The 20,109-nt window shown below is 44.3% G+C and carries 18 protein-coding genes, 1 tRNA gene and 1 pseudogene; 9 read left to right on the top strand and 11 right to left on the bottom strand.

Going from position 1 to position 20,109, the window contains the following annotated elements:
• Positions 1-2 precede the first annotated feature (2 nt).
• Entirely contained in the window at positions 3-707 is a 705-nt protein-coding gene (locus tag C1T29_RS20360) for a YveK family protein (RefSeq protein WP_103749349.1), read from the bottom strand.
• A gap of 245 nt (positions 708-952) precedes the next feature.
• Here C1T29_RS20360 and slrR point away from each other — a divergent pair, with 245 nt between their 5' ends.
• Positions 953-1,411, top strand: a complete 459-nt coding sequence (slrR, locus tag C1T29_RS20365) for an HTH-type transcriptional regulator SlrR (RefSeq protein ID WP_095431939.1) — start codon at positions 953-955, stop codon at positions 1,409-1,411.
• Positions 1,412-1,486: 75 nt separating this feature from the next.
• Complete coding sequence (locus C1T29_RS20370; protein WP_095431940.1) at positions 1,487-2,956, top strand: para-nitrobenzyl esterase; 1,470 nt, start codon at positions 1,487-1,489, stop codon at positions 2,954-2,956.
• Between the two features lie 166 nt (positions 2,957-3,122).
• Here the strand turns inward: C1T29_RS20370 and padC are convergent, their stop codons facing one another.
• From padC to C1T29_RS20390, 4 genes and pseudogenes are all read right to left on the bottom strand, one after another.
• Positions 3,123-3,608 (bottom strand): phenolic acid decarboxylase, encoded by a 486-nt coding sequence (gene padC / locus C1T29_RS20375; protein ID WP_069838674.1) that lies wholly within the window; start codon positions 3,606-3,608, stop codon positions 3,123-3,125.
• A 22-nt stretch (positions 3,609-3,630) separates the two neighbouring features.
• Positions 3,631-4,087 (bottom strand): annotated as a pseudogene (locus tag C1T29_RS20380) (DUF3237 domain-containing protein).
• 129 nt (positions 4,088-4,216) lie between these two features.
• Positions 4,217-4,897, bottom strand: a complete 681-nt coding sequence (locus C1T29_RS20385) for an aspartate/glutamate racemase family protein (RefSeq protein WP_071582389.1) — start codon at positions 4,895-4,897, stop codon at positions 4,217-4,219.
• Positions 4,898-6,268 (bottom strand): serine hydrolase, encoded by a 1,371-nt coding sequence (locus C1T29_RS20390; protein ID WP_095431941.1) that lies wholly within the window; start codon positions 6,266-6,268, stop codon positions 4,898-4,900. It lies immediately after the preceding gene.
• A gap of 538 nt (positions 6,269-6,806) precedes the next feature.
• Here C1T29_RS20390 and sacB point away from each other — a divergent pair.
• The 6 genes from sacB to C1T29_RS20420 all read left to right on the top strand — a co-directional run bounded on the left by sacB (position 6,807) and on the right by C1T29_RS20420 (position 12,942).
• Positions 6,807-8,225 carry a levansucrase gene (sacB, locus tag C1T29_RS20395; RefSeq protein WP_103749348.1) on the top strand — a complete coding sequence of 473 codons (1,419 nt, stop codon included), beginning with the start codon at positions 6,807-6,809 and terminating at the stop codon, positions 8,223-8,225.
• A gap of 79 nt (positions 8,226-8,304) precedes the next feature.
• A complete protein-coding gene (levB, locus tag C1T29_RS20400) occupies positions 8,305-9,855 on the top strand; it encodes a 2,6-beta-fructan 6-levanbiohydrolase (protein WP_095431942.1) in 1,551 nt (516 codons plus the stop codon).
• Between the two features lie 107 nt (positions 9,856-9,962).
• Positions 9,963-11,525: an aspartate/proton symporter AspP gene (aspP, locus tag C1T29_RS20405; RefSeq protein ID WP_103749347.1), complete on the top strand. Its 1,563-nt coding sequence runs from the start codon at positions 9,963-9,965 to the stop codon at positions 11,523-11,525.
• A 95-nt stretch (positions 11,526-11,620) separates the two neighbouring features.
• A complete protein-coding gene (locus tag C1T29_RS20410) occupies positions 11,621-12,205 on the top strand; it encodes a TetR/AcrR family transcriptional regulator (protein ID WP_103749346.1) in 585 nt (194 codons plus the stop codon).
• A gap of 81 nt (positions 12,206-12,286) precedes the next feature.
• Positions 12,287-12,622 (top strand): DMT family transporter, encoded by a 336-nt coding sequence (locus C1T29_RS20415; protein WP_095431943.1) that lies wholly within the window; start codon positions 12,287-12,289, stop codon positions 12,620-12,622.
• The gene (locus tag C1T29_RS20420; RefSeq protein ID WP_069150367.1) at positions 12,622-12,942 is read left to right on the top strand and encodes a DMT family transporter; all 321 of its coding nucleotides are present in this window, start codon (positions 12,622-12,624) and stop codon (positions 12,940-12,942) included. Before C1T29_RS20415 ends, C1T29_RS20420 begins: the two co-directional genes overlap by 1 nt.
• Positions 12,943-12,977: 35 nt before the next feature.
• Here C1T29_RS20420 and C1T29_RS20425 read toward each other — a convergent pair whose 3' ends face one another.
• Together C1T29_RS20425 and C1T29_RS20430 are read right to left on the bottom strand one after the other, a co-directional pair.
• Complete coding sequence (locus C1T29_RS20425) at positions 12,978-13,490, bottom strand: DUF3231 family protein (protein ID WP_069838667.1); 513 nt, start codon at positions 13,488-13,490, stop codon at positions 12,978-12,980.
• A 151-nt stretch (positions 13,491-13,641) separates the two neighbouring features.
• Positions 13,642-13,717: transfer RNA gene (locus C1T29_RS20430), tRNA-Arg, on the bottom strand.
• 269 nt (positions 13,718-13,986) lie between these two features.
• Between C1T29_RS20430 and clpP the strand changes: the two genes are divergently transcribed.
• Entirely contained in the window at positions 13,987-14,577 is a 591-nt protein-coding gene (gene clpP, locus C1T29_RS20435; protein ID WP_014665471.1) for an ATP-dependent Clp endopeptidase proteolytic subunit ClpP, read from the top strand.
• Positions 14,578-14,622: 45 nt separating this feature from the next.
• Here clpP and pgmB read toward each other — a convergent pair whose 3' ends face one another.
• The 4 genes from pgmB to C1T29_RS20455 are packed head-to-tail and all read right to left on the bottom strand — an operon-like array spanning position 14,623 to position 20,107.
• On the bottom strand, positions 14,623-15,297 hold the full coding sequence (gene pgmB, locus C1T29_RS20440) for a beta-phosphoglucomutase (RefSeq protein ID WP_095431944.1): 675 nt from the start codon (positions 15,295-15,297) through the stop codon (positions 14,623-14,625).
• Complete coding sequence (gene malL / locus C1T29_RS20445) at positions 15,294-16,979, bottom strand: oligo-1,6-glucosidase (protein WP_095431945.1); 1,686 nt, start codon at positions 16,977-16,979, stop codon at positions 15,294-15,296. The genes pgmB and malL overlap by 4 nt, the downstream gene beginning before the upstream one ends.
• Positions 16,972-19,245 (bottom strand): glycoside hydrolase family 65 protein, encoded by a 2,274-nt coding sequence (locus C1T29_RS20450; protein WP_095431946.1) that lies wholly within the window; start codon positions 19,243-19,245, stop codon positions 16,972-16,974. The genes malL and C1T29_RS20450 overlap by 8 nt, the downstream gene beginning before the upstream one ends.
• A complete protein-coding gene (locus tag C1T29_RS20455; RefSeq protein WP_103749345.1) occupies positions 19,223-20,107 on the bottom strand; it encodes a DUF1189 domain-containing protein in 885 nt (294 codons plus the stop codon). The genes C1T29_RS20450 and C1T29_RS20455 overlap by 23 nt, the downstream gene beginning before the upstream one ends.
• Positions 20,108-20,109 lie beyond the last annotated feature (2 nt).

The following is a 20,109-nucleotide window of genomic DNA, read 5'->3' on the forward strand; positions in this document are numbered from 1 at the left end:
CTTCACTCCCCGAAATGTTTTATCCCGCGATTCCGCCCTTTTTGAACATCAGGAACGGAGCCTAGGCATGGCAATCCGGTTCTCTCGCTGAGCTGCCGTGCGCTTTTGCACGTATCATCGAGAAAATGCAGAAAAAATGCCAGTGTAATGCCGCCCATGACAGAAGCTCCAAAAGCCATGACCATATTTCGCAGCCGGGCCGGCTTGATCATCGGGCTTTCCGAAGCCTTCGCCTCTGATAATATATGTACGCCTTGTACATTCATTCTTTCATCTACTGCTCTTTCAAACTTGTTCACTAATGTGTTCGCAATCTCAGCCGCTTTCGCCGGATCGTGATCCTGGACGGCAACGGTGATAATTTCTGATTCATTTTCACTGCTGGTGATTACTTTTCCTTTCAGCGAGGAAGCCGATTCAGATAGGTGCAATTCCGCCTTGACCTCTTCCATCAAGGCAGTGCTTTTCATAATCGATTGGAACGTGCTGCTATACTGAAGATTTCGCTGGATGTCACTGAGATTCGAGTTTTCTTCACCGTCTGATTCATGAATCAGCACCTGTGTCGACGCCTGATAGGTCGGTGAAATAACCTTAAATTGCACAAAACCCGTAATCAGGGTAACGCCGATTGTGATGAGCAGAATCAGCACGAATCTGTGTCTGACAATCGCATATAATTCTTTAAAACTCATATTCTCATTCATGTATTCATAGCCTTCAGCCTTCCCGCGGCTGGCTTCCCGCGCCCCTTTCTGTTAATGATTGGATTATAAAAGAAAATAGTATTATTTAAAAATTGCAAAATAAGCCAATAAGTTCTCTTTAGAGAACAAAATCATGATTTTCCTCTAATTTACTGCACTTCCCTTATTATTTTAAATTTTATAAAGAACGAATTATTCCTTATAATGAACAAAATAACGACAGGAATAGAGGAGAATTTCACATTATGATTGGAAGAATTATCCGTTTGTACCGAAAAAGAAAAGGCTATTCTATTAATCAGCTGGCGATTGAGTCAGGCGTATCCAAATCGTATTTAAGCAAGATTGAAAGAGGGGTTCACACGAATCCGTCCGTTCAATTTTTAAAAAAAGTTTCGGCGACACTTGATGTGGAATTAACAGAATTATTTGACGCAGAAACAATGATGTATGAAAAAATCAGCGGCGATGAAGAGGAGTGGCGCGTACATTTAGTGCAAGCCGTACAAGCCGGAATGGAAAAGGAAGAATTGTTCACTTTTACGAACAGACTCAAGAAAGAACAGCCTGAAACGGCTTCTTACCGCAACCGTAAACTGACGGAATCCAATATAGAAGAATGGAAAGCGCTGATGGCGGAAGCAAGAGAAATCGGCTTGACTGTCCATGAAGTCAAATCCTTTTTAAAAACGATGGGAAGATGATGATCGGCTAGAGGGCTAACGTTCGCATCTTCAGGGTAAATCTGTTTATAATGGGGGAAAAAGGGAGAGGACACAATGACTCATCAAACAGTAACGACTCAATACGGCAAAGTAAAAGGCACAACGGAAAACGGCGTACATATATGGAAAGGCATCCCCTTTGCCAAGCCGCCTGTCGGACAATTGCGTTTTAAAGCACCTGAGCCGCCTGAAGTGTGGGAAGATGTACTTGATGCTACAGCCTATGGCCCTGTTTGCCCGCAGCCGACTGATTTACTTTCACTATCGTATGCTGAACTGCCGCGCCAGTCCGAGGATTGCTTGTATCTCAATGTATTTGCGCCTGACACTCCAAGTCAAAACCTGCCTGTCATGGTGTGGATTCACGGCGGCGCTTTTTATCTTGGAGCGGGCAGTGATCCATTGTATGACGGATCAAAACTTGCGGCGCAGGGAGAAGTCATTGTCGTTACACTGAACTATCGGCTGGGGCCGTTTGGCTTTTTGCACTTGTCTTCATTTGATGAGGCGTATTCCGATAACCTTGGGCTTTTAGACCAAGCCGCCGCACTGAAATGGGTGCGGGAGAATATCTCAGCGTTTGGCGGTGATCCCGATAACGTAACAGTATTTGGAGAATCCGCCGGCGGCATGAGCATTGCCGCGCTGCTCGCAATGCCAGCGGCAAAAGGCCTGTTCCAGAAAGCAATCATGGAAAGCGGCGCTTCTCGAACGATGACGAAAGAACAAGCGGCGAGCACCGCGGCAGCCTTGTTACAGGTCCTTGGGATTAACGAGAGCCAACTGGAGAAATTGCATACGGTTTCTGCAGAAGATTTGCTAAAAGCGGCTGATCAGCTTCGGATCACAGAAAAAGAAAATATCTTTCATCTGTTTTTCCAGCCCGCCCTTGATCCGAAAACGCTGCCTGCTGAACCAGAAAAAGCAATAGCAGAAGGGGCTGCTGCCGGCATTCCGCTATTAATCGGAACAACCCGTGATGAAGGATATTTATTTTTCACCCCTGATTCAGACGTTCATTCTCAGGAAACGCTTGATGCTGCACTCGAGTATTTATTAGGGCAGCCGCTGGCCAAGAAAGCCGCCGATCTGTATCCGCGTTCTCTGGAAAGCCAGATTCACATGATGACTGATTTGTTATTTTGGCGCCCGGCCGTTGCCTATGCATCCGCACAGTCCCACTACGCCCCGGTTTGGATGTACAGGTTCGATTGGCACCCGGAGAAGCCGCCGTACAATAAAGCGTTTCACGCATTAGAGCTTCCTTTTGTCTTTGGAAATCTGGATGGGTTGAAGCGGATGGCAAACGCGGAGGTTACGGATGAGGTGAAACAGCTTTCTCACACGATACAATCAGCATGGATCACGTTCGCCAAAACAGGAAACCCAAGCACCGAAGCTGTGAATTGGCCGGCGTATCACGAAGAAACGAGAGAGACGCTGATTTTTGATTCGGAGATTGTGATCGAAAACGATCCGGATTCTGAAAAAAGGCAGAAATTATTCCCTTCAAAAGGAGAATAAACTGGGGAAATATGATACATTGGCGCTGTCATTGTTGTGGCGGCTTGTATCATCATTTTGTCGACCGTGGTACAGCCTATGCGCTGGGCTGGAATCAGATTGTTTTTGCAGCAAAAAGAAAACCCGGAAAAGAGAAGTAAATCTCTTTTCCGGGTTTTGATGTTTCTTATAATTTTCCCGCACGAATATCGTCTGTCATTCCTTCATAAGGAGCCTTCGAAATCACTTTTTCATTGTCGACTCCCTCATTTTTCAGAAATGTAATTTCCGCAAATTCAGGTACAACGTATTTTGGATACGTTTCATATTTTTCGCGTGATTCTTTCATCAAGTCAATGTGGTCATTTTGGTAGCACACTGTAATTTCAGGATGTTCATGCACCCATTTCGGGAAGAAAATAATGCCGTGCATGCGTTTTTCATTTGGCATAAAGTTTAATGAAACATCCGTGCCAGTCGGCTCTGTCCAAGACACTTTATATACGCCTTCTGTCAGTTTGACAATATTCACTTCCTGATCCCGAACCCAGCGTCCGGCAACCATTCCGCTATGAATTCTATAATCAATTGTATGGTCGTTTTTAATATAAATCTCGTATTCCCATCCGTTTTCATACGTATAAATCATGTGGCTTCCGATAAAGTTTTCCATCTTTCACACTCTCCTTAGTCTTTTACTGTACTTCATAAATGTCTAGTCGAACGTAATCAGAGGTTCTTTCTGCGGAACCGATAAACAAGCGGTCATGCAGCCATTGATAGGCTTCACTGCCTGTTTCAAACGTCGGTACCGTACGAAAATAAACATGCTCCGGATCAATGATTTCCCCGGCTGCCGCTTGTTTTCGAAACGGCTCGCTGACTTGCCGTATTCCATTGGTTTTCAATGTAAATCAGTTCATGATCTGCTGTTTCGATTACATACCTGGCAGATAAATCGGTTCTGCCGTCAGCACGAATCATTTGCGAATCGGCACCGCCCGGCAAAATACGTCCCTTTACTTCCCCGGTTATTGTTCCCGAACGAATCGGAATAAATCGTCTCAGTCCCAGGCCTGTCTCACCAATTGTGATAGGCGGATCAACCTTGATTTCTAAAGAGGCGAATGGTTTTAAAACCGGCTTCTTCAAGGGCACCACCTCACCTTCAGAAAAAATCATGTAACTATTTACATGTTTACTTTAACACCATTGCAGTTAACTGTCAAACAATAGGAACATAAAAAACAAGGACTGTTTGAAGACAGTCCTTGTCTTAAGCTAGCTTTGATACGCAAGATATGTGCTGACAGTGCTTTTTGCCAGACAGGCAGAGGAATCTATCATCGGAATCTCACTTTGAAAATGATCTAACACCGCATTTAAATCCGTGCAGGCTGAAATGATGATGTCTGCATGCTGACTGATTTCTTCATATAGCGTCTGCCACAATGCTTGTGTATGCATATGATTTGGCTGTTTGATTGCGGCAATAAGCCGGTTCACAGCGTGCTGCCAAAGGTCCTTGTGAACAACTTCTTGTCCATTTGCCTTCAGCCCATTTTGGTAGATGGCGGATTGGATGGTTGGCTCTGTTCCTAACACCACCGCTTTTTTTGCAGGATGCGGAATCGCTTTTATCGTTTCCTCAACGATATTTAACAAAGGAACCGACAATGACTGCTGAATCTCTTCATAGTAGACATGCGCCGTATTACAAGGCAGCGCAATGAAATCAACGCCTGTTTTCTCGAGCTTTACCGCTCCGTCGATAATCGCTTTCTTCATCTCATCATGGTCAATCGGACGATCTGCATAGAAGGGAGTCGGGCATGAATAGATCATCATGTGCGGATAGTCAATGTCGTTTGAAGCCCCATACAGCTTCTGACAGTAATCAATCACCTTATCGATAAACGGCGAGGTCGATTTCGGTCCCATTCCGGCTAATATTCCGATCATCTAGTTCATTCCTTTCTCATTCGTACGGACCGCTTCTTCCTCTGAGCCATCCTCATAAAGGATAAAGCTTTTCGCAGCATCCTCGCCTAACATAAACTCGACTTCAACAGACAATGCTCGCAGAAAAAAACGCGTTTCCGAGGAAGGGAATAACTCCAGTCTCAGCTGCCCGGTGATCTCCAAATAAAGCCGTTCATTCTCGGCTGTCACCTGTGCAGCCGTCCCATCCTGAAGCAAGTAGCTGCCAACATAGCGGCTGTATATCGCCGTATCAATTGCTTTTTTCTTTTTATCAGCAGGACGTTCCGGGACCTCATATGGCTGGCCAAATAGAATATGTTCCGCCGCCTTCAGAATCGCTTGTTCATATTCAGTATCCTCTTCCTTATTACTCAAATAGATCAGCGTTTTACGATGATCGATATATCGGATCATCATCGTTGAATAGCCGGGCCATCCTCCGCTATGGCTGACAACCCGCCCTTTTTCAGGACTGTTTTGCAGTACCCAGCCAAAGCCATAATCAATTGTTTCTCCGTTGTTGAGGCGTACTGGAGAAAACGCGGATTCCTTAGAAGCCTTGCTGATGAAATCGTTCTGATATAAAGCCTGATCAAAACGAAATAAATCGCTTGTGACAGAGTTCACCGTCCCATCCCCTTGTATGCCATCAAGGTACACAACATAGTTCGTTTCCTCCAAATCGTCTGGAAGGACGTATGTTTCGGAGTGTACATCATACACATATCCATATGAATAATGATCAATTCGCTCAGGCAAAAGCCTCCTGTTATACACTCTTGTTTCATTCATGCCGATCGGTGAAAAAATACTTGTTTTCATAAAATCCGCATAACTCATGCCAGATGCTTTTTCAAGGATAACCGCCAGCAGAACATACCCTGTATTGCTGTACAGCCAGCCTTCATTCGGCTCAAAATAACCGGGCAGCCCCTCATTCATCAGCATATCGACAATATCCTGATTCACCGCAATCTTGTTTTGATCCCAATTGGCAAAAAACCAACCCATATAATCAGGAAGCCCTGACGTATGGTTCAATAAATGCCGAATCGTTACACCCTGATACGGAAAACCAGGCAGCCAGCGACCCACTTGGTCTTCATAGCTAAGAATCCCCTTCTCCTCCAGCAAGATGATTCCCAAAGCTGTAAAAGGCTTCGACAGAGACGCTAACTCAAACAAAGAGTTGGTTTGCAACGGGCGTTTTTCAGTCATTTCCGCATAGCCAAAAGAGTGATGATATAAAATATCACCCTCTTCCGCAGCCAGAACCGTCCCGTTAAACTGATGTTTTTCGCCTAATGTCTCAAATAACGTCTGAAGATGCTTTCTTTTATTCTGCTTCATTCCTCCACCTCCCATAGCTTTGTACGTTACCAGGCTATGAACGTTTCAAATATTTTGAAATATCCCTCAGTTAGAGATCCTTTTTAATCGATCACATATACACGCTGTATACTTTTATTTAGTGGAATGAAATCTTGTGCAATTTTCTGAATGATTTTGAAAAAGGCAACTTTATGCCTATGCGAAAGAGGCAATAAAAAATGCAGAGAACGAAAAGAAATCGATAGATATTTTAGTTCCTTAGACCTGTAATATTTACATCCGTTTATGTTTTTCTATCAAACAAAAGAGGAAAATAGACCAGTTGCAATCCAAACGAGAGTCTAATAGAATGAGGTCGAAAAGTAAATCACGCAGGTTTGTTACTGATAAAGCAGGCAAGACCTAAAATGTGTAAAGGGCAAAGTGTATACTTTGGCGTCACCCCTTACATATTTTAGGTCTTTTTTATTGTGCGTAACTGACTTGCCAACTTCAAACAGGAGGGCTGGAAGAAGCAGACCGCTAACACAGTACATACAAAAAGGAGACATGAACGATGAACATCAAAAAGTTTGCAAAACAAGCAACAGTACTAACCTTTACAACTGCACTGCTGGCAGGAGGCGCAACTCAAGCGTTTGCGAAAGAAACAACTCAAAAACCATATAAAGAAACTTACGGCATTTCCCATATTACACGCCATGATATGCTCCAAATCCCTGAACAGCAAAAAAATGAAAAATATCAAGTGCCTGAATTCGATTCGTCCACAATTAAAAACATCTCTTCTGCAAAAGGCCTTGACGTTTGGGACAGCTGGCCATTACAAAACGCTGACGGCACAGTCGCAAACTATCACGGCTACCACATCGTCTTTGCATTAGCCGGAGATCCTAAAAATGCGGATGACACATCTATCTACATGTTCTATCAGAAAGTCGGCGAAACTTCTATTGACAGCTGGAAAAACGCTGGCCGCGTCTTCAAAGACAGCGACAAATTCGCTGCAAATGATTCAATCCTGAAAGAACAAACACAAGAATGGTCTGGCTCAGCGACATTCACATCTGACGGTCACATCCGTTTGTTCTACACTGACTTTTCCGGTACACATTACGGCAAACAAACACTGACAACTGCACAAGTTAACGTATCAACATCAGACAACTCTTTGAACATCAACGGTGTAGAGGATCATAAATCAATCTTTGACGGCGACGGCAAAACGTATCAAAATGTACAGCAGTTCATCGATGAAGGCAACTACAGCTCAGGCGATAACCATACGCTGAGAGATCCTCACTACGTAGAAGATAAAGGCCACAAATACTTAGTATTTGAAGCAAACACTGGAACTGAAGATGGCTACCAAGGCGAAGAATCTTTATTTAACAAAGCATACTATGGCAAAAGCACATCGTTCTTCCGTCAAGAAAGTCAAAAACTTCTGCAAAGTGATAAAAAGCGCACTGCTGAATTAGCTAACGGCGCACTCGGCATGATTGAGCTAAACAATGACTACACACTGAAAAAAGTGATGAAACCGCTAATTGCATCTAACACAGTAACAGACGAAATTGAACGTGCGAACGTATTTAAAATGAACGGCAAATGGTATCTGTTCACTGACTCCCGCGGGTCAAAAATGACGATTGACGGCATCACGTCTAACGATATTTACATGCTTGGCTATGTTTCTAATTCTTTAACTGGCCCATACAAGCCGCTGAACAAAACTGGCCTTGTGTTAAAAATGGATCTTGATCCTAACGATGTAACCTTTACTTACTCACACTTCGCTGTACCTCAAGCGAAAGGAAACAATGTCGTGATTACAAGCTACATGACAAACAGAGGATTCTACGCAGACAAACAATCAACGTTTGCGCCAAGCTTCCTGCTGAACATCAAAGGCAAGAAAACATCTGTTGTGAAAAACAGCATCCTTGAACAAGGACAATTAACAGTTAACTAATAAAAACGCAAAAGAAAATGCCGATATCCTATTGGCATTTTCTTTTATTTCTTATCAACATCATAAAGGTGAATCCCATATGAACTATAAAAAAACAGGCAAATGGCTAACCGTATTCCTGAGCTTTTTAGGAATATTGCTGTTTATCGACTTATTTCCAAAAGAAGGACATGACCAAAAAACAAAATCAACACAGAAGCCGGACTACCGGGCGGCATATCATTTTACGACGCCGGATAAATGGAAAAATGACCCTCAAAAACCGATCTATTTTGATGGCAAGTATCATTATTTCTATCTATATAACCGGGATTACCCAAAAGGCAACGGCACAGAATGGCGCCATGCCGTCTCAGAGGATTTGGTGCACTGGACCGATGAAGGCGTGGCGATTCCGAAATATACAAACCCGGACGGTGATATTTGGACCGGTTCCGTCGTGGTGGATAAAGAGAACACAGCCGGCTTCGGGAAAAATGCGCTTGTCGCGATTGTGACACAGCCCTCAGCCAAAGATAAAAAACAAGAGCAATATTTGTGGTACAGCACAGACAAAGGAAAATCATTCAAATTCTACAGTGGCAACCCCGTTATGCCTAATCCGGGCACAGACGATTTTAGAGATCCGAAAGTGATATGGGATGACCAGGATAACAAATGGGTCATGGTCATGGCTGAAGGAGCAAAAATCGGCTTTTATGAATCCGATAATCTTAAGGACTGGCATTACACAAGCGGATTCTTCCCAGAGCAGGCGGGAATGGTCGAATGTCCTGACCTCTACATGATGCGGGCAAGCGACGGAACGAATAAATGGGTTCTCGGTGCGAGCGCGAACGGTAAACCGTGGGGCAAACCAAATACGTACGCCTACTGGACCGGAAGCTTCGACGGAAAAGAATTCACAGCGGATCAGACTGAAGCCCAATGGCTTGACTATGGTTTTGACTGGTACGGCGGTGTGACGTTCGAGGACAGCAAAAGCACAGATCCATCAGAAAAGCGGTATGCGCTTGCCTGGATGAACAATTGGGATTATGCCAACAACACCCCGACAATGAAGAACGGCTTTAACGGCACAGATTCTGTCATACGCGAACTCCGGCTGCAAGAGCAGTACGGAACATACAGCCTCGTCTCACAGCCGATTGAAGCTTTGGAGCAGCTGACTGTTTCAACTGACAAAATAGAGGATCAGGATGTGAACGGATCAAAAACACTGTCGATAACAGGTGATACGTACCAGCTTGATACGGATCTTTCTTGGTCAGAGCTAAAGAATGCAGGCGTCAGGCTCAGAGAATCAGAAGACCAAAAACGCCATATTGATGTCGGCATTTTCGCTGAAGGCGGCTATGCATATGTCAATAGAGCAGCCACAAATCAGCCTGACAAAAGCAATACCTATGTCGAAAGCAAAGCTCCTTATGATGGAAGCAAACGTAAGGTGCATTTGAAAATACTTGTTGATAAAACAACGATAGAAGTATTTGTTGGCGACGGGAAAACCGTTTTTTCAAATGAAGTCTTCCCAAAGCCTGAAGATAAAGGCATTACCCTTTTTTCTGATGGCGGCACAGCCTCCTTCAAAAATATAACAGTGAAACACTTTGATTCGATTCATAAATAAAAACAGGTGCAGCGCAGGCTGCGCCTGTTTTTTTATTAAGGGCGGTATTCTCTGTTACATATTGGGCATTGTAAGGAATATAAGGCTGGTTTCGAAGGAGGAAGCGAATGTCTAAACAAGGAAATTTTCAGAAATCAATGTCTCTGTTTGATCTGATTTTAATTGGGATGGGAGCCATCTTTGGATCAGCGTGGCTGTTCGCTGTCAGTAATGTCGCTTCAAAAGCTGGGCCCTCCGGCGCTTTTTCCTGGATCCTCGGAGGAGCCATTATTTTGTTAATCGGGCTCGTATATGCAGAGCTCGGAGCTGCTCTGCCCCGTACCGGAGGCATCATTCGATACCCCGTTTATTCACATGGCCACCTTGTCGGCTATTTAATTTCGTTTGTCACGATTGTCGCTTACACAAGCTTGATTTCCATTGAAGTGACCGCTGTGCGCCAGTATGTGGCTTATTGGTTTCCCGGTCTAACCATTAAAGGATCTGATTCACCGACCATTTCCGGCTGGATCTTGCAGTTTGCCTTATTATGCTTGTTTTTCCTGCTGAACTATTGGAGCGTCAAAACCTTCGCTAAGGCGAATTTCATCATATCGATTTTTAAATACATTGTGCCGATTACCATCATTATCGTGCTGATCTTTCATTTCCAGCCGGAGAACTTATCCGTTGAAGGATTTGTACCGTTTGGATTTACAGGTATTCAGGCCGCCATTTCGACAGGCGGCGTGATGTTTGCGTATCTCGGCCTTCATCCAATTGTATCTGTAGCAGGTGAAGTGCAAAATCCAAAGCGTAATATCCCGATCGCTTTAATCATTTGCATCATCGTTTCAACCATCATTTACACTGTTTTGCAGGTCACCTTTATTGGTGCAATTCCGACAGAAACGCTGAAACATGGCTGGCCGGCAATAGGCCGGGAGTTCTCATTGCCGTTTAAGGATATTGCGGTCATGCTCGGGTTAGGCTGGCTTGCAACGCTTGTCATTTTAGACGCCATTCTGTCTCCCGGGGGAAACGGAAATATTTTTATGAATACGACATCTCGGCTCGTTTACGCCTGGGCGCGCAACGGGACATTATTTGGCATATTCTCAAAGGTCAATAAAGAAACGGGGACACCCCGCGCTTCACTTTGGCTTTCGTTTGCCCTGTCCATTTTCTGGACACTTCCCTTTCCTTCGTGGAACGCGCTCGTCAATGTCTGTTCAGTCGCGCTCATTCTTTCATATGCGATTGCACCTATTTCTTCTGCTGCGCTGAGGGTTAACGCGAAGGACTTAGACAGGCCGTTTTATTTAAAAGGAATGAGCATTATCGGTCCGCTTTCCTTTATATTTACAGCGTTTATCGTGTACTGGTCAGGATGGAGAACAGTCTCCTGGCTGCTCGGTTCACAGCTCGTGATGTTTTTGATCTATCTCTGTTTCAGCAAATATACGCCTAAAGAAGATGTCAGCCTCGCTCAGCAGCTGAAATCAGCCTGGTGGCTTATCGGGTTTTATATTATGATGCTGATTTTTTCCTACATCGGTTCTTTCGGACATGGCTTAGGGATCATCAGCAATCCCGTCGACCTCATTTTAGTCGCGATCGGCTCACTTGCGATTTATTACTGGGCCAAGTATACCGGGCTCCCAAAAGCCGCCATTGATTATGATAAATAAAGAAGCAAGAGGTTTTCTTGCTTCTTTATTCTTTACAAACACATATACACGCGATAAAATGAATGAGAGTCAGTCATTTCTAGGAGGTGTTCCTTATGCCAAAACAAACATCAAGCAAATATGAAAAAATTCTGCAGGCAGCCATAGAAGTCATTTCTGAAAAAGGCCTGGATAAGGCTTCTATTTCTGATATTGTCAAAAAGGCTGGCACTGCACAAGGAACATTCTATTTGTATTTCTCATCTAAAAATGCCCTCATACCGGCTATTGCAGAAAATCTTCTCACCCATACACTTGATCAAATCAAAGGCAGGCTACATGGGGACGAGGATTTTTGGACCGTTTTAGATATATTAATTGATGAGACGTTTCTCATTACAGAACGCCATAAGGATATTATTGTCCTCTGTTATTCCGGTCTTGCGATCGACCACTCCATGGAAAAATGGGAAACGATCTATCAGCCTTATTATTCCTGGCTTGAAAAAATCATCAATAAGGCCATTGCAAACCATGAGATAACGGAAGGAATCAATTCAAAATGGACGGCCAGAACGATTATCAACTTGGTCGAGAACACTGCGGAACGATTCTACATCGGATTTGAACAAGATGAAAATGTGGAAGTGTATAAAAAAGAAATCTTTACTTTCTTAAAACGAAGTTTAGGTACTGCTTAAAAAATGACTGGGTAACACCGCTCATTTTTTAACGCCCTGAAAATGACTGACGTTCATTCATAAATTACAGAGGTGTTTCATTTGTACTGGGTTCTTGTTTTGATTGCAGGACTTTTAGAAGTTGTTTGGGCCTCTTCCCTCAAACATGCCGATTCGCTTTTGGATTGGGTCATCATTTTTATCTTGATCGCGATCAGCTTTCTCCTGTTGATCCGCTCTTATCGAAAAATCCCGATGGCCGCCGCGTACACTGTGTTTGTCGGAATCGGAACCGTCGGAACATATATGACCGGAATTGTTCTGGGCGAATCCTTCTCAGCAGCCCAGATGTTCTTTTTAGCTTTGTTGCTGGCTGGCATTTTAGGAATGAAATTATTTACGAAAGAAAACAAATCTCAGCCGGGAGGTGAACAATAATGGCATGGTTTTTATTAGTGATTGCCGGCATAGAAGAAATTATAGCTGCCGTTGCCATGAAATATATTGATGGGACAAGAAAAAAATGGCCGATCATTGTGATGACGCTTGGATTCGGCTTATCCTTTTACTGCCTGTCCCAAGCGATGATCGTCCTGCCTGCCGGAGTCGCTTATGCCGTCTGGACCGGCATTGGCAGCATTGGCGTTTCGGCGGTCGGGCTCATTTGGTTTAAGGAGCGGTTTCAGCTCTCACAGGTGATTTCTCTTTGCCTTATCCTAGCCGGCGTCATCGGCTTGCGTCTTACGTCTTCTTCATAAAATAAAGGCATATACAGCTGTATATGCCTTTGCCATTAAGCGTCGTGATGTTTTTGAAGATGAAGCGGCGGCGGGATGAGCCAGCCTTTGTTTTTTAGCAGCCTTAAGTATTTTGCGCCGGTTGCCGCTTTCGATATATGAAATTGCCCAAACATCATGGCAATATCCTCACGAATCGATTGCCCCATCATTTTGCTGCATGTCACAAGACCTGCAGCATTTTCCGCTGCCGCGGAGGCCGCCACATCCGGATCGAGAAACCGTGCACCAGGCGGAATATCGTTAAGATCTGCTGTCGGCGGTTCAGGAGAAGCCGGCGGCAGCGCCACCCCGTTTTCTTTCAGGATCGTGCTGACCTGTTTGATTTCATCTTGGCATTTCTCAATAGACTCACGTAGCAGCTTCTTCAGGTCGTCATCACCGACATGATGCAATAGCATCTGGTAATTGCCGACCATTTTATTGCCCGCCATCACATAACTCCACAAGCCGAATATCTCACCATAATGCATCGGTTCATCCTGCGGGTTTCCGCTTAAAATACCCATGTTCATCCTCCTCGGAAATTCAATATCGCACATCTCATAAACTGCCCGAGAGGAGGAAAATTTATGTTGCAGCAAGAAAGATTTTTAAACAAACAAAAAAGACAAGAGCGGTAAAATGGCAAACCCTTGTCTTTCCTGTTGTTCTATTGGACGCGCTCGGAGGGATTCGAACCCCCGACAGACGTGGTACCGGAAACCACCGCTCTATCCAACTGAGCTACGAGCGCATATGGACTGCGTTATGAGAACGTCAGCACAACTAATTATACGATAATTCCATTCAAATAACAACCCTCTATTTCGAGAGGCCGCTTTTTAAATAGACACAGCATCTTAATTGGAAATCTGACATACGATGGTTTGAACCCCTGTATTTTTGGGGAAAATGGGAAAAAGAGACGACTTTGCATATCAGGCCAGCTTTTTGTTTGACCTTTATTGACCAAAAATGTATCATGTAACTACATACTTACCTAAAAGGTGAAGGAGGAGCATTATGAATTTAATACCTACAGTCATTGAACAAACGAACCGCGGGGAAAGAGCGTATGACATTTATTCTCGTTTATTAAAGGATCGTATCATCATGCTTGGATCTGCGATTGATGACAACGTTGCGAACTCCATCGTGTCACAGCTTTTATTCTTAGCAGCAGAAGACCCTGAAAAAGAAATTTCTCTTTACATCAACAGCCCGGGCGGCTCTATTACAGCCGGTATGGCGATCTATGATACCATGCAGTTTATTAAACCGAAAGTATCTACAATTTGTATCGGTATGGCTGCGTCAATGGGCGCGTTCCTGCTTGCAGCCGGTGAAAAAGGCAAACGCTATGCGCTTCCAAACAGTGAAGTCATGATTCACCAGCCTCTTGGCGGTGCGCAAGGTCAGGCGACAGAAATTGAAATTGCCGCGAAACGCATTCTCTTGCTTCGCGACAAATTAAACAAAGTCCTTGCTGAACGTACTGGCCAGCCGCTTGAAGTGATCGAACGCGACACAGACCGTGATAACTTCAAGTCTGCTGAAGAAGCGCTTGAATACGGCCTGATTGACAAAATTTTGACTCACACAGAAGACAAATAGTCACAACAAAACCTGCAAGAGCTGCGTCTCTTGCAGGTTTTTTATTTAAACACTTTTGATTCTATACTGCTCCCATTCCCCGTGTAACAGCTCAAGTGTCAGATCACTCGTCTGCCTCACAACCAGATCAGCACCAATCATCGACTGTTCTTGACCGACTCCAACCGCAAACATCCCTGCGGATTTGATTGCGGAAATGCCTGCTTCTGCGTCTTCTATTGCCGCGCAATCAGCCGGGGAAACATCGAGCAGCGCTGCAGCTGTTAAAAAGATTTCAGGATCGGGCTTCCCCTTCGCAAGAGCTGCCGGGTCAACAATGGCATGAAAATCATCACTAATCGCCAAACGTTTTAAGATCGCGCGGGCATTGCGGCTAGAGGATGCTAACCCGATTTTTATATTTTCGTTTTTTAATTGACATAGAAGCCTGCCGATTCCCGGCAAAAGATCTTCCGGCGTCAATTTGCTGATCAATGTTTGATAATATTGATTCTTTTGATGCATGAGTTCTTGTTTCTCAGCATGTGTATACTTTTTTTCCACTCCGCCAAAAATAAGTATCCTTTCTAGTGACGCTTCTCGGCTGATTCCTTTTAGCCTTTCATTCATGTCTCTGTCAAAGGGGATATTGATTTGTTCTGCAATGTGCTTCCACGCAAGAAAATGATATTCAGCTGTATCGGTTATCACTCCGTCTAAGTCAAAAATGACCGCTTTCATATGCTAATGCCCATCACAGCTTCATAAGGTTTGAGGCTAATACTTTTCAAGTCAGCCGGCTCCTGCGGATAGTTCGAAATCAGCACTTTCCAACGCTCATGAATCAGTTCCGGAGGCGCTTCGAACAGCGCCTTTTCTTCCGACAAATTCACAACGACGAGAAGCTTTTCCCCTTGATATTCTCGGAGGTACGAAAAAACTTGCGGATCATTTTCCTGCAGCAACTGATAATCGCCATATATGATGATCTTATATTGCTTTCGTAATTGAATGAGCTTCTGATAGTAATAGAAAATGGAATCTTGATCTTCCAAGGACTCTTTCACATTGATAGCTTGATAGCGGGAATTTACCGGTATCCACGGGTCTCCGGCTGTGAATCCCGCATGTTTTCCGGCATCCCACTGCATCGGTGTTCTCGCATGGTCCCGTCCTTTTGTCATCACGGCTTTGAGAAACTCTTTTTCTGACATCGTTTTGTTTTCAACGACTAGCTCACGATAAGCATTTTTGATTTCAAGATCGTCATACATCTCCAGCGGCATATCGCTGTTAACCATACCGATTTCTTCTCCCTGGTAAATAAACGGCGTTCCTTTCATGCCGTGCAGAACCGTTGCAAATGCCTTCGCACATTCCTTACGCAGCTTCCCGTCATTGCCCCAGCGGGAAATAACCCTCGGCTGGTCATGGTTTTCAAAATACAGGGTATTCCAGCCGACATTCATTAACCCAGTCTGCCACCTTGTCATCGTCTTTTTTAAAGCAACCAAATCGAACGGTTTGATCTGCCATTTTCCATTTGGCGAGTTTTGTTCTGTATCAATATCCATATGTTCAAATGTAAAGATCATATTCAGCTCTTGCCTGCCTGCGTCTGTGTACTTTTTCGCCTCTTCAATATCAGAGCCGTTTGCCTCTCCAACCGTCATGCAGTCGTAATGAGAAAGCACTTCCCTGTTCATCTCTTGAATAAACTCATGAAGTCGGGGGCCGTTAGAGTGATAACGGCCGACGATATAGCTGCGGGTGTGATCCGTTTCGTAGTCCGGAAAATCGGTGTGTTTGGAAATGGAGCCGATCACATCCATTCGCCAGCCGTCAACGCCTTTATCCATCCAGAATCTCATTACATCATAAACTTCCCGGCGAACGGCGTCATTTTCCCAATTTAAATCAGGCTGTTTTTTCGAAAAGTAGTGCAAATAATACTGTCCTGTCCTTTCATCGTATGTCCACGCCGAGCCTGAAAAGATCGATCCCCAATTATTCGGCTCTGAGCCGTCCGGTTTAGGGTCTTTCCAAAAATAATAATCCCGGTAAGGATTGTCCTTCGATTTACGGCTTTCAGCAAACCAGGCATGTTCATCCGACGTGTGGTTCACAACCAAATCCATGACGATTTTCATTCCGCGTTTATGGACTTCATCTATCAGCTGAAACATATCTTCATTTGTCCCAAACTTTTCGTACATGTTTTTGTAGTCACTGATATCGTAGCCGTTGTCATCCTGCGGGGAATCAAACACCGGAGAGAGCCAGATGACATCCGCCCCGAGATTTTTGATGTAATCCAGCTTTTGAATCACACCTTGCAAATCTCCGAATCCATCTCCATTGGCATCATAAAAACTGCGCGGGTAAATTTGATAAACGACAGCTTCTTTCCACCATTCACTCATTAGGGATTCTCCTTTCACATCGTCCCTTTAGGACAACCGGTTCCTCATAAACTTTCATATGCAGCGGCTCGCCTTTTACAAGCTCAAACACGGCGCTCCTTTCGTCAACCGTCACATTGAGTAATCGGTTTCTATAATTGATGTTGAATGAATAGCCGTCCCATTCCTTCGGCAAAAACGGATGAAATGACAGCGTCTCATTCGCGGTGCGCATGCCCGCAAAACCGTGAACAATTGCCAGCCAGCTTCCCGTCATTGAAGTAATATGCAAGCCTTCTTCCGTATCATGATTGTAATTATCAAGATCAAGCCTTGCTGTGCGCTTATATAATTCGAGCGCTTTTTGTTCCAGCTTGAGTTCGGCTGCGAGAATCGCATGGACAGATGGCGATAGGCTTGATTCATGAACAGTCATCGGTTCATAAAATTCAAAGTGTCGCCGTTTTTCTTCCATTGTAAAACGGTCATTAAAAAAATACATGCCTTGGAGAACATCTGCCTGCTTAATAAAATTGGAGCGGAGAATTTTGTCCCATGACCAATTCTGATAAAGAGGCCGATCAGCTGGATCTAATTCATCAACTGTTTGCAGGTCTTTGTCCAAGAATGTGTCATGCTGAACGAAAATCTGCAGTTCTTCACTATACGGATAGTACATGTGCTGGATGATTTCTCTCCAGACGCTCAATTCTTCTTCCTGTATATCAAGAAGGCGGCGTTTCTCCGCTGAGATACTTTCGAGATTTTCTAATGTATACTCCAACGTCCAAGCCGCAATGACATTTGTATACCAATTGTTGTTGACGTTGTTTTCATATTCATTCGGCCCTGTGACGCCATGGATCATATACTTGTTTTTTCGTTTCGAGAAGTGAACGCGATCGGCCCAAAATCTGCTGACTGCCACAAGAACGTCTATCCCATATTCCTCCATATAGCCGCGGTCGCCTGTATAATTGATATAATTGTAGATTGCATAGCAGATCGCGCCATTGCGGTGAATTTCTTCAAAGGTGATCTCCCATTCGTTGTGGCATTCATCCCCTGTGAACGTCACCATCGGATAAAGGGCCCCCTTCATCCCCAATTTTGCGGCGTTTCGTATAGCAGGCTCCAACTGATGATAGCGGTACAAAAGCAGGTTCTTCGTCACCTCTGGCTCGGCTGTCGCCAAATACATCGGAACAGCGTAAGCCTCTGTATCCCAATATGCGGCACCTCCATATTTCTCGCCAGTAAATCCTTTTGGCCCGATATTCAAACGGGCATCGCCCCCGTAGTATGTCGAGAATAACTGAAAGATATTGTAGCGGATTCCTTGCTGAAGCTCCTCATCCCCTTTAATCTCAATGTCCGCTTTTGACCATCTTTCCTTCCATTGATCAGTGTGCCTCCGTTTTGCTTCTTCGTAACCGTTCTCAACAGCATTCGCCAAAAGCTCCTTAGCTTTCGTTAACAATTCTTCTTCCCGAAAATCACGAGAAGTCGTGACGATAATAAACTTTTTCAAAGATGCCTTCGTTTGGTAACTGTAGCGATTCTCAACATACATCCCGGCTGTTTGAGAGCTTTCACTGACAAAGCCATCTGTCACGTTTGCCATTGCGGCTAAAACAGTAAAACGCGGTGTTCTAAATGGATTTTCGATCGTTTTTGCCGCTAAATAGCCGCTGTGGGAATCAGCCCCTTTCACTTCTTCCTGCCAAAACTGTTCTTGGTAGTTAGAATCTTCATTTGCCACATTTCCATCCAGGTATGGAACAAGCGTAATGACAGCATCTCCCGTCAAACACTCCGCTTCATAATGAATCGCGCAAAGTTCTTTTACAGCAAGGCTAAGAAATCGCTCCGAGCTGATTCTGACGGTTTTATCCTGAATGCGGACAACAGCGCTTCGCCGCAGAATCCCCTCTTTCATATTGAGTTCCACCTCAAATGATTCGATTTGATTTTGATAGAGATCAATTTTTTCACCGTCAACATATAAGCCTATGCCCATAAAGTTCATCGCATTGATTACTTTACCGAAATATTCCGGATACCCGTTTTTCCACCAGCCTACTCGCGTTTTGTCAGGGAACCACACGCCTGCAATATATGTGCCTTGGTGACTGTCGCCTGAATAGCCTTCTTCAAAATTCCCTCTGACCCCCATATAGCCGTTGGCAAGAGACGTCAGGCTTTCCAGCAGCCGCATGTGCTCCTTTTGAAATGTATTTGTTTTGATTTTCCATTCATCAATCTCAAATAACCGCTGATTTATCATCATTTCCTCCCGAATGTAAGTTTCCATTATCACGGCGGGTTTTTGTCAAATATCTAAATGCCAAAGTGATCATCAAAGTGACGCCGCACGAATGGATCATCAATATAGTAATTAAGTCAAAATGAACCAGACCGATAGCAGCTGCCGCAAATGCCGGCAGTGCTGAAGCGCAAATCGCTATAGATGCCGCTTCCTTGAATGACGCAATAGAGACCATGTTTGATCTTTTTGTGATCCAAAGGCCTCCGGCAAGAACAACCGTTACAAACAGCTGGATCATCAAAATCACCGCATATGCCAGGAGCATAATCATCGGCTTATACTGCGCCAACCACAATGTATCGATCAAAACCTCTACATCATGGGCGTTTGGATTCTCGAGCTTAACGTCCATTTTTGCATAGCCAACAGAAAACCCTGCTCCGTTTTGATCGGTCATTACCAGTCGATCAGGCTGAAATACGATGGCGTTGTCAAATCCCTTCACTTTCAATCGCCCATTTTCACCGTTTGTCTCATATTCATGCTTCATATCGACCGCCATCACATTCTGCCCATCTTCAATCCTCTCAGAGCTCTTCACGCCTGTTAGTTTTCCGTTTCTGATTTGAACACCTTGTAATTGATCAGCAAATGTATCATTCACCTTTTGAATCGCTGACGGCACGAAAGATGCAACGCTGAAACGATCCATTTTCAGAAACGAAACTGTCAACGGTGCCATCAAGGAGGCCGTTACAAACATAAAGAGAAAAGAGAGCTGCAGCCAGCTGAAGGTATTCCCGCAGCGGCAAACACCTGATGGAGATGCAACTGCCTTCAGGCAGCGGATGATAAAGCTTTTATTCTCCAGATTCTTCATTG

It is taken from the genome of Bacillus sp. MBGLi79 (assembly GCF_002953915.1).

Excerpts from the sequence above, each read along its gene's own strand:
- aspP (WP_103749347.1), top strand. The coding sequence starts at position 9,963 with ATGTCTAAACAAGGAAATTTTCAGAAATCAATGTCTCTGTTTGATCTG.
- C1T29_RS20455 (WP_103749345.1), bottom strand. The coding sequence starts at position 20,107 with ATGAAGAATCTGGAGAATAAAAGCTTTATCATCCGCTGCCTGAAGGCA.
- pgmB (WP_095431944.1), bottom strand. The coding sequence starts at position 15,297 with ATGAAAGCGGTCATTTTTGACTTAGACGGAGTGATAACCGATACAGCT.
- levB (WP_095431942.1), top strand. The coding sequence starts at position 8,305 with ATGAACTATAAAAAAACAGGCAAATGGCTAACCGTATTCCTGAGCTTT.
- C1T29_RS20370 (WP_095431940.1), top strand. The coding sequence starts at position 1,487 with ATGACTCATCAAACAGTAACGACTCAATACGGCAAAGTAAAAGGCACA.
- C1T29_RS20385 (WP_071582389.1), bottom strand. The coding sequence starts at position 4,897 with ATGATCGGAATATTAGCCGGAATGGGACCGAAATCGACCTCGCCGTTT.
- malL (WP_095431945.1), bottom strand. The coding sequence starts at position 16,979 with ATGAGTGAATGGTGGAAAGAAGCTGTCGTTTATCAAATTTACCCGCGC.
- C1T29_RS20420 (WP_069150367.1), top strand. The coding sequence starts at position 12,622 with ATGGCATGGTTTTTATTAGTGATTGCCGGCATAGAAGAAATTATAGCT.
- C1T29_RS20390 (WP_095431941.1), bottom strand. The coding sequence starts at position 6,268 with ATGAAGCAGAATAAAAGAAAGCATCTTCAGACGTTATTTGAGACATTA.
- padC (WP_069838674.1), bottom strand. The coding sequence starts at position 3,608 with ATGGAAAACTTTATCGGAAGCCACATGATTTATACGTATGAAAACGGA.
- C1T29_RS20425 (WP_069838667.1), bottom strand. The coding sequence starts at position 13,490 with ATGGGTATTTTAAGCGGAAACCCGCAGGATGAACCGATGCATTATGGT.
- C1T29_RS20450 (WP_095431946.1), bottom strand. The coding sequence starts at position 19,245 with ATGATAAATCAGCGGTTATTTGAGATTGATGAATGGAAAATCAAAACA.
- sacB (WP_103749348.1), top strand. The coding sequence starts at position 6,807 with ATGAACATCAAAAAGTTTGCAAAACAAGCAACAGTACTAACCTTTACA.
- clpP (WP_014665471.1), top strand. The coding sequence starts at position 13,987 with ATGAATTTAATACCTACAGTCATTGAACAAACGAACCGCGGGGAAAGA.
- C1T29_RS20410 (WP_103749346.1), top strand. The coding sequence starts at position 11,621 with ATGCCAAAACAAACATCAAGCAAATATGAAAAAATTCTGCAGGCAGCC.
- slrR (WP_095431939.1), top strand. The coding sequence starts at position 953 with ATGATTGGAAGAATTATCCGTTTGTACCGAAAAAGAAAAGGCTATTCT.
- C1T29_RS20360 (WP_103749349.1), bottom strand. The coding sequence starts at position 707 with ATGAATGAGAATATGAGTTTTAAAGAATTATATGCGATTGTCAGACAC.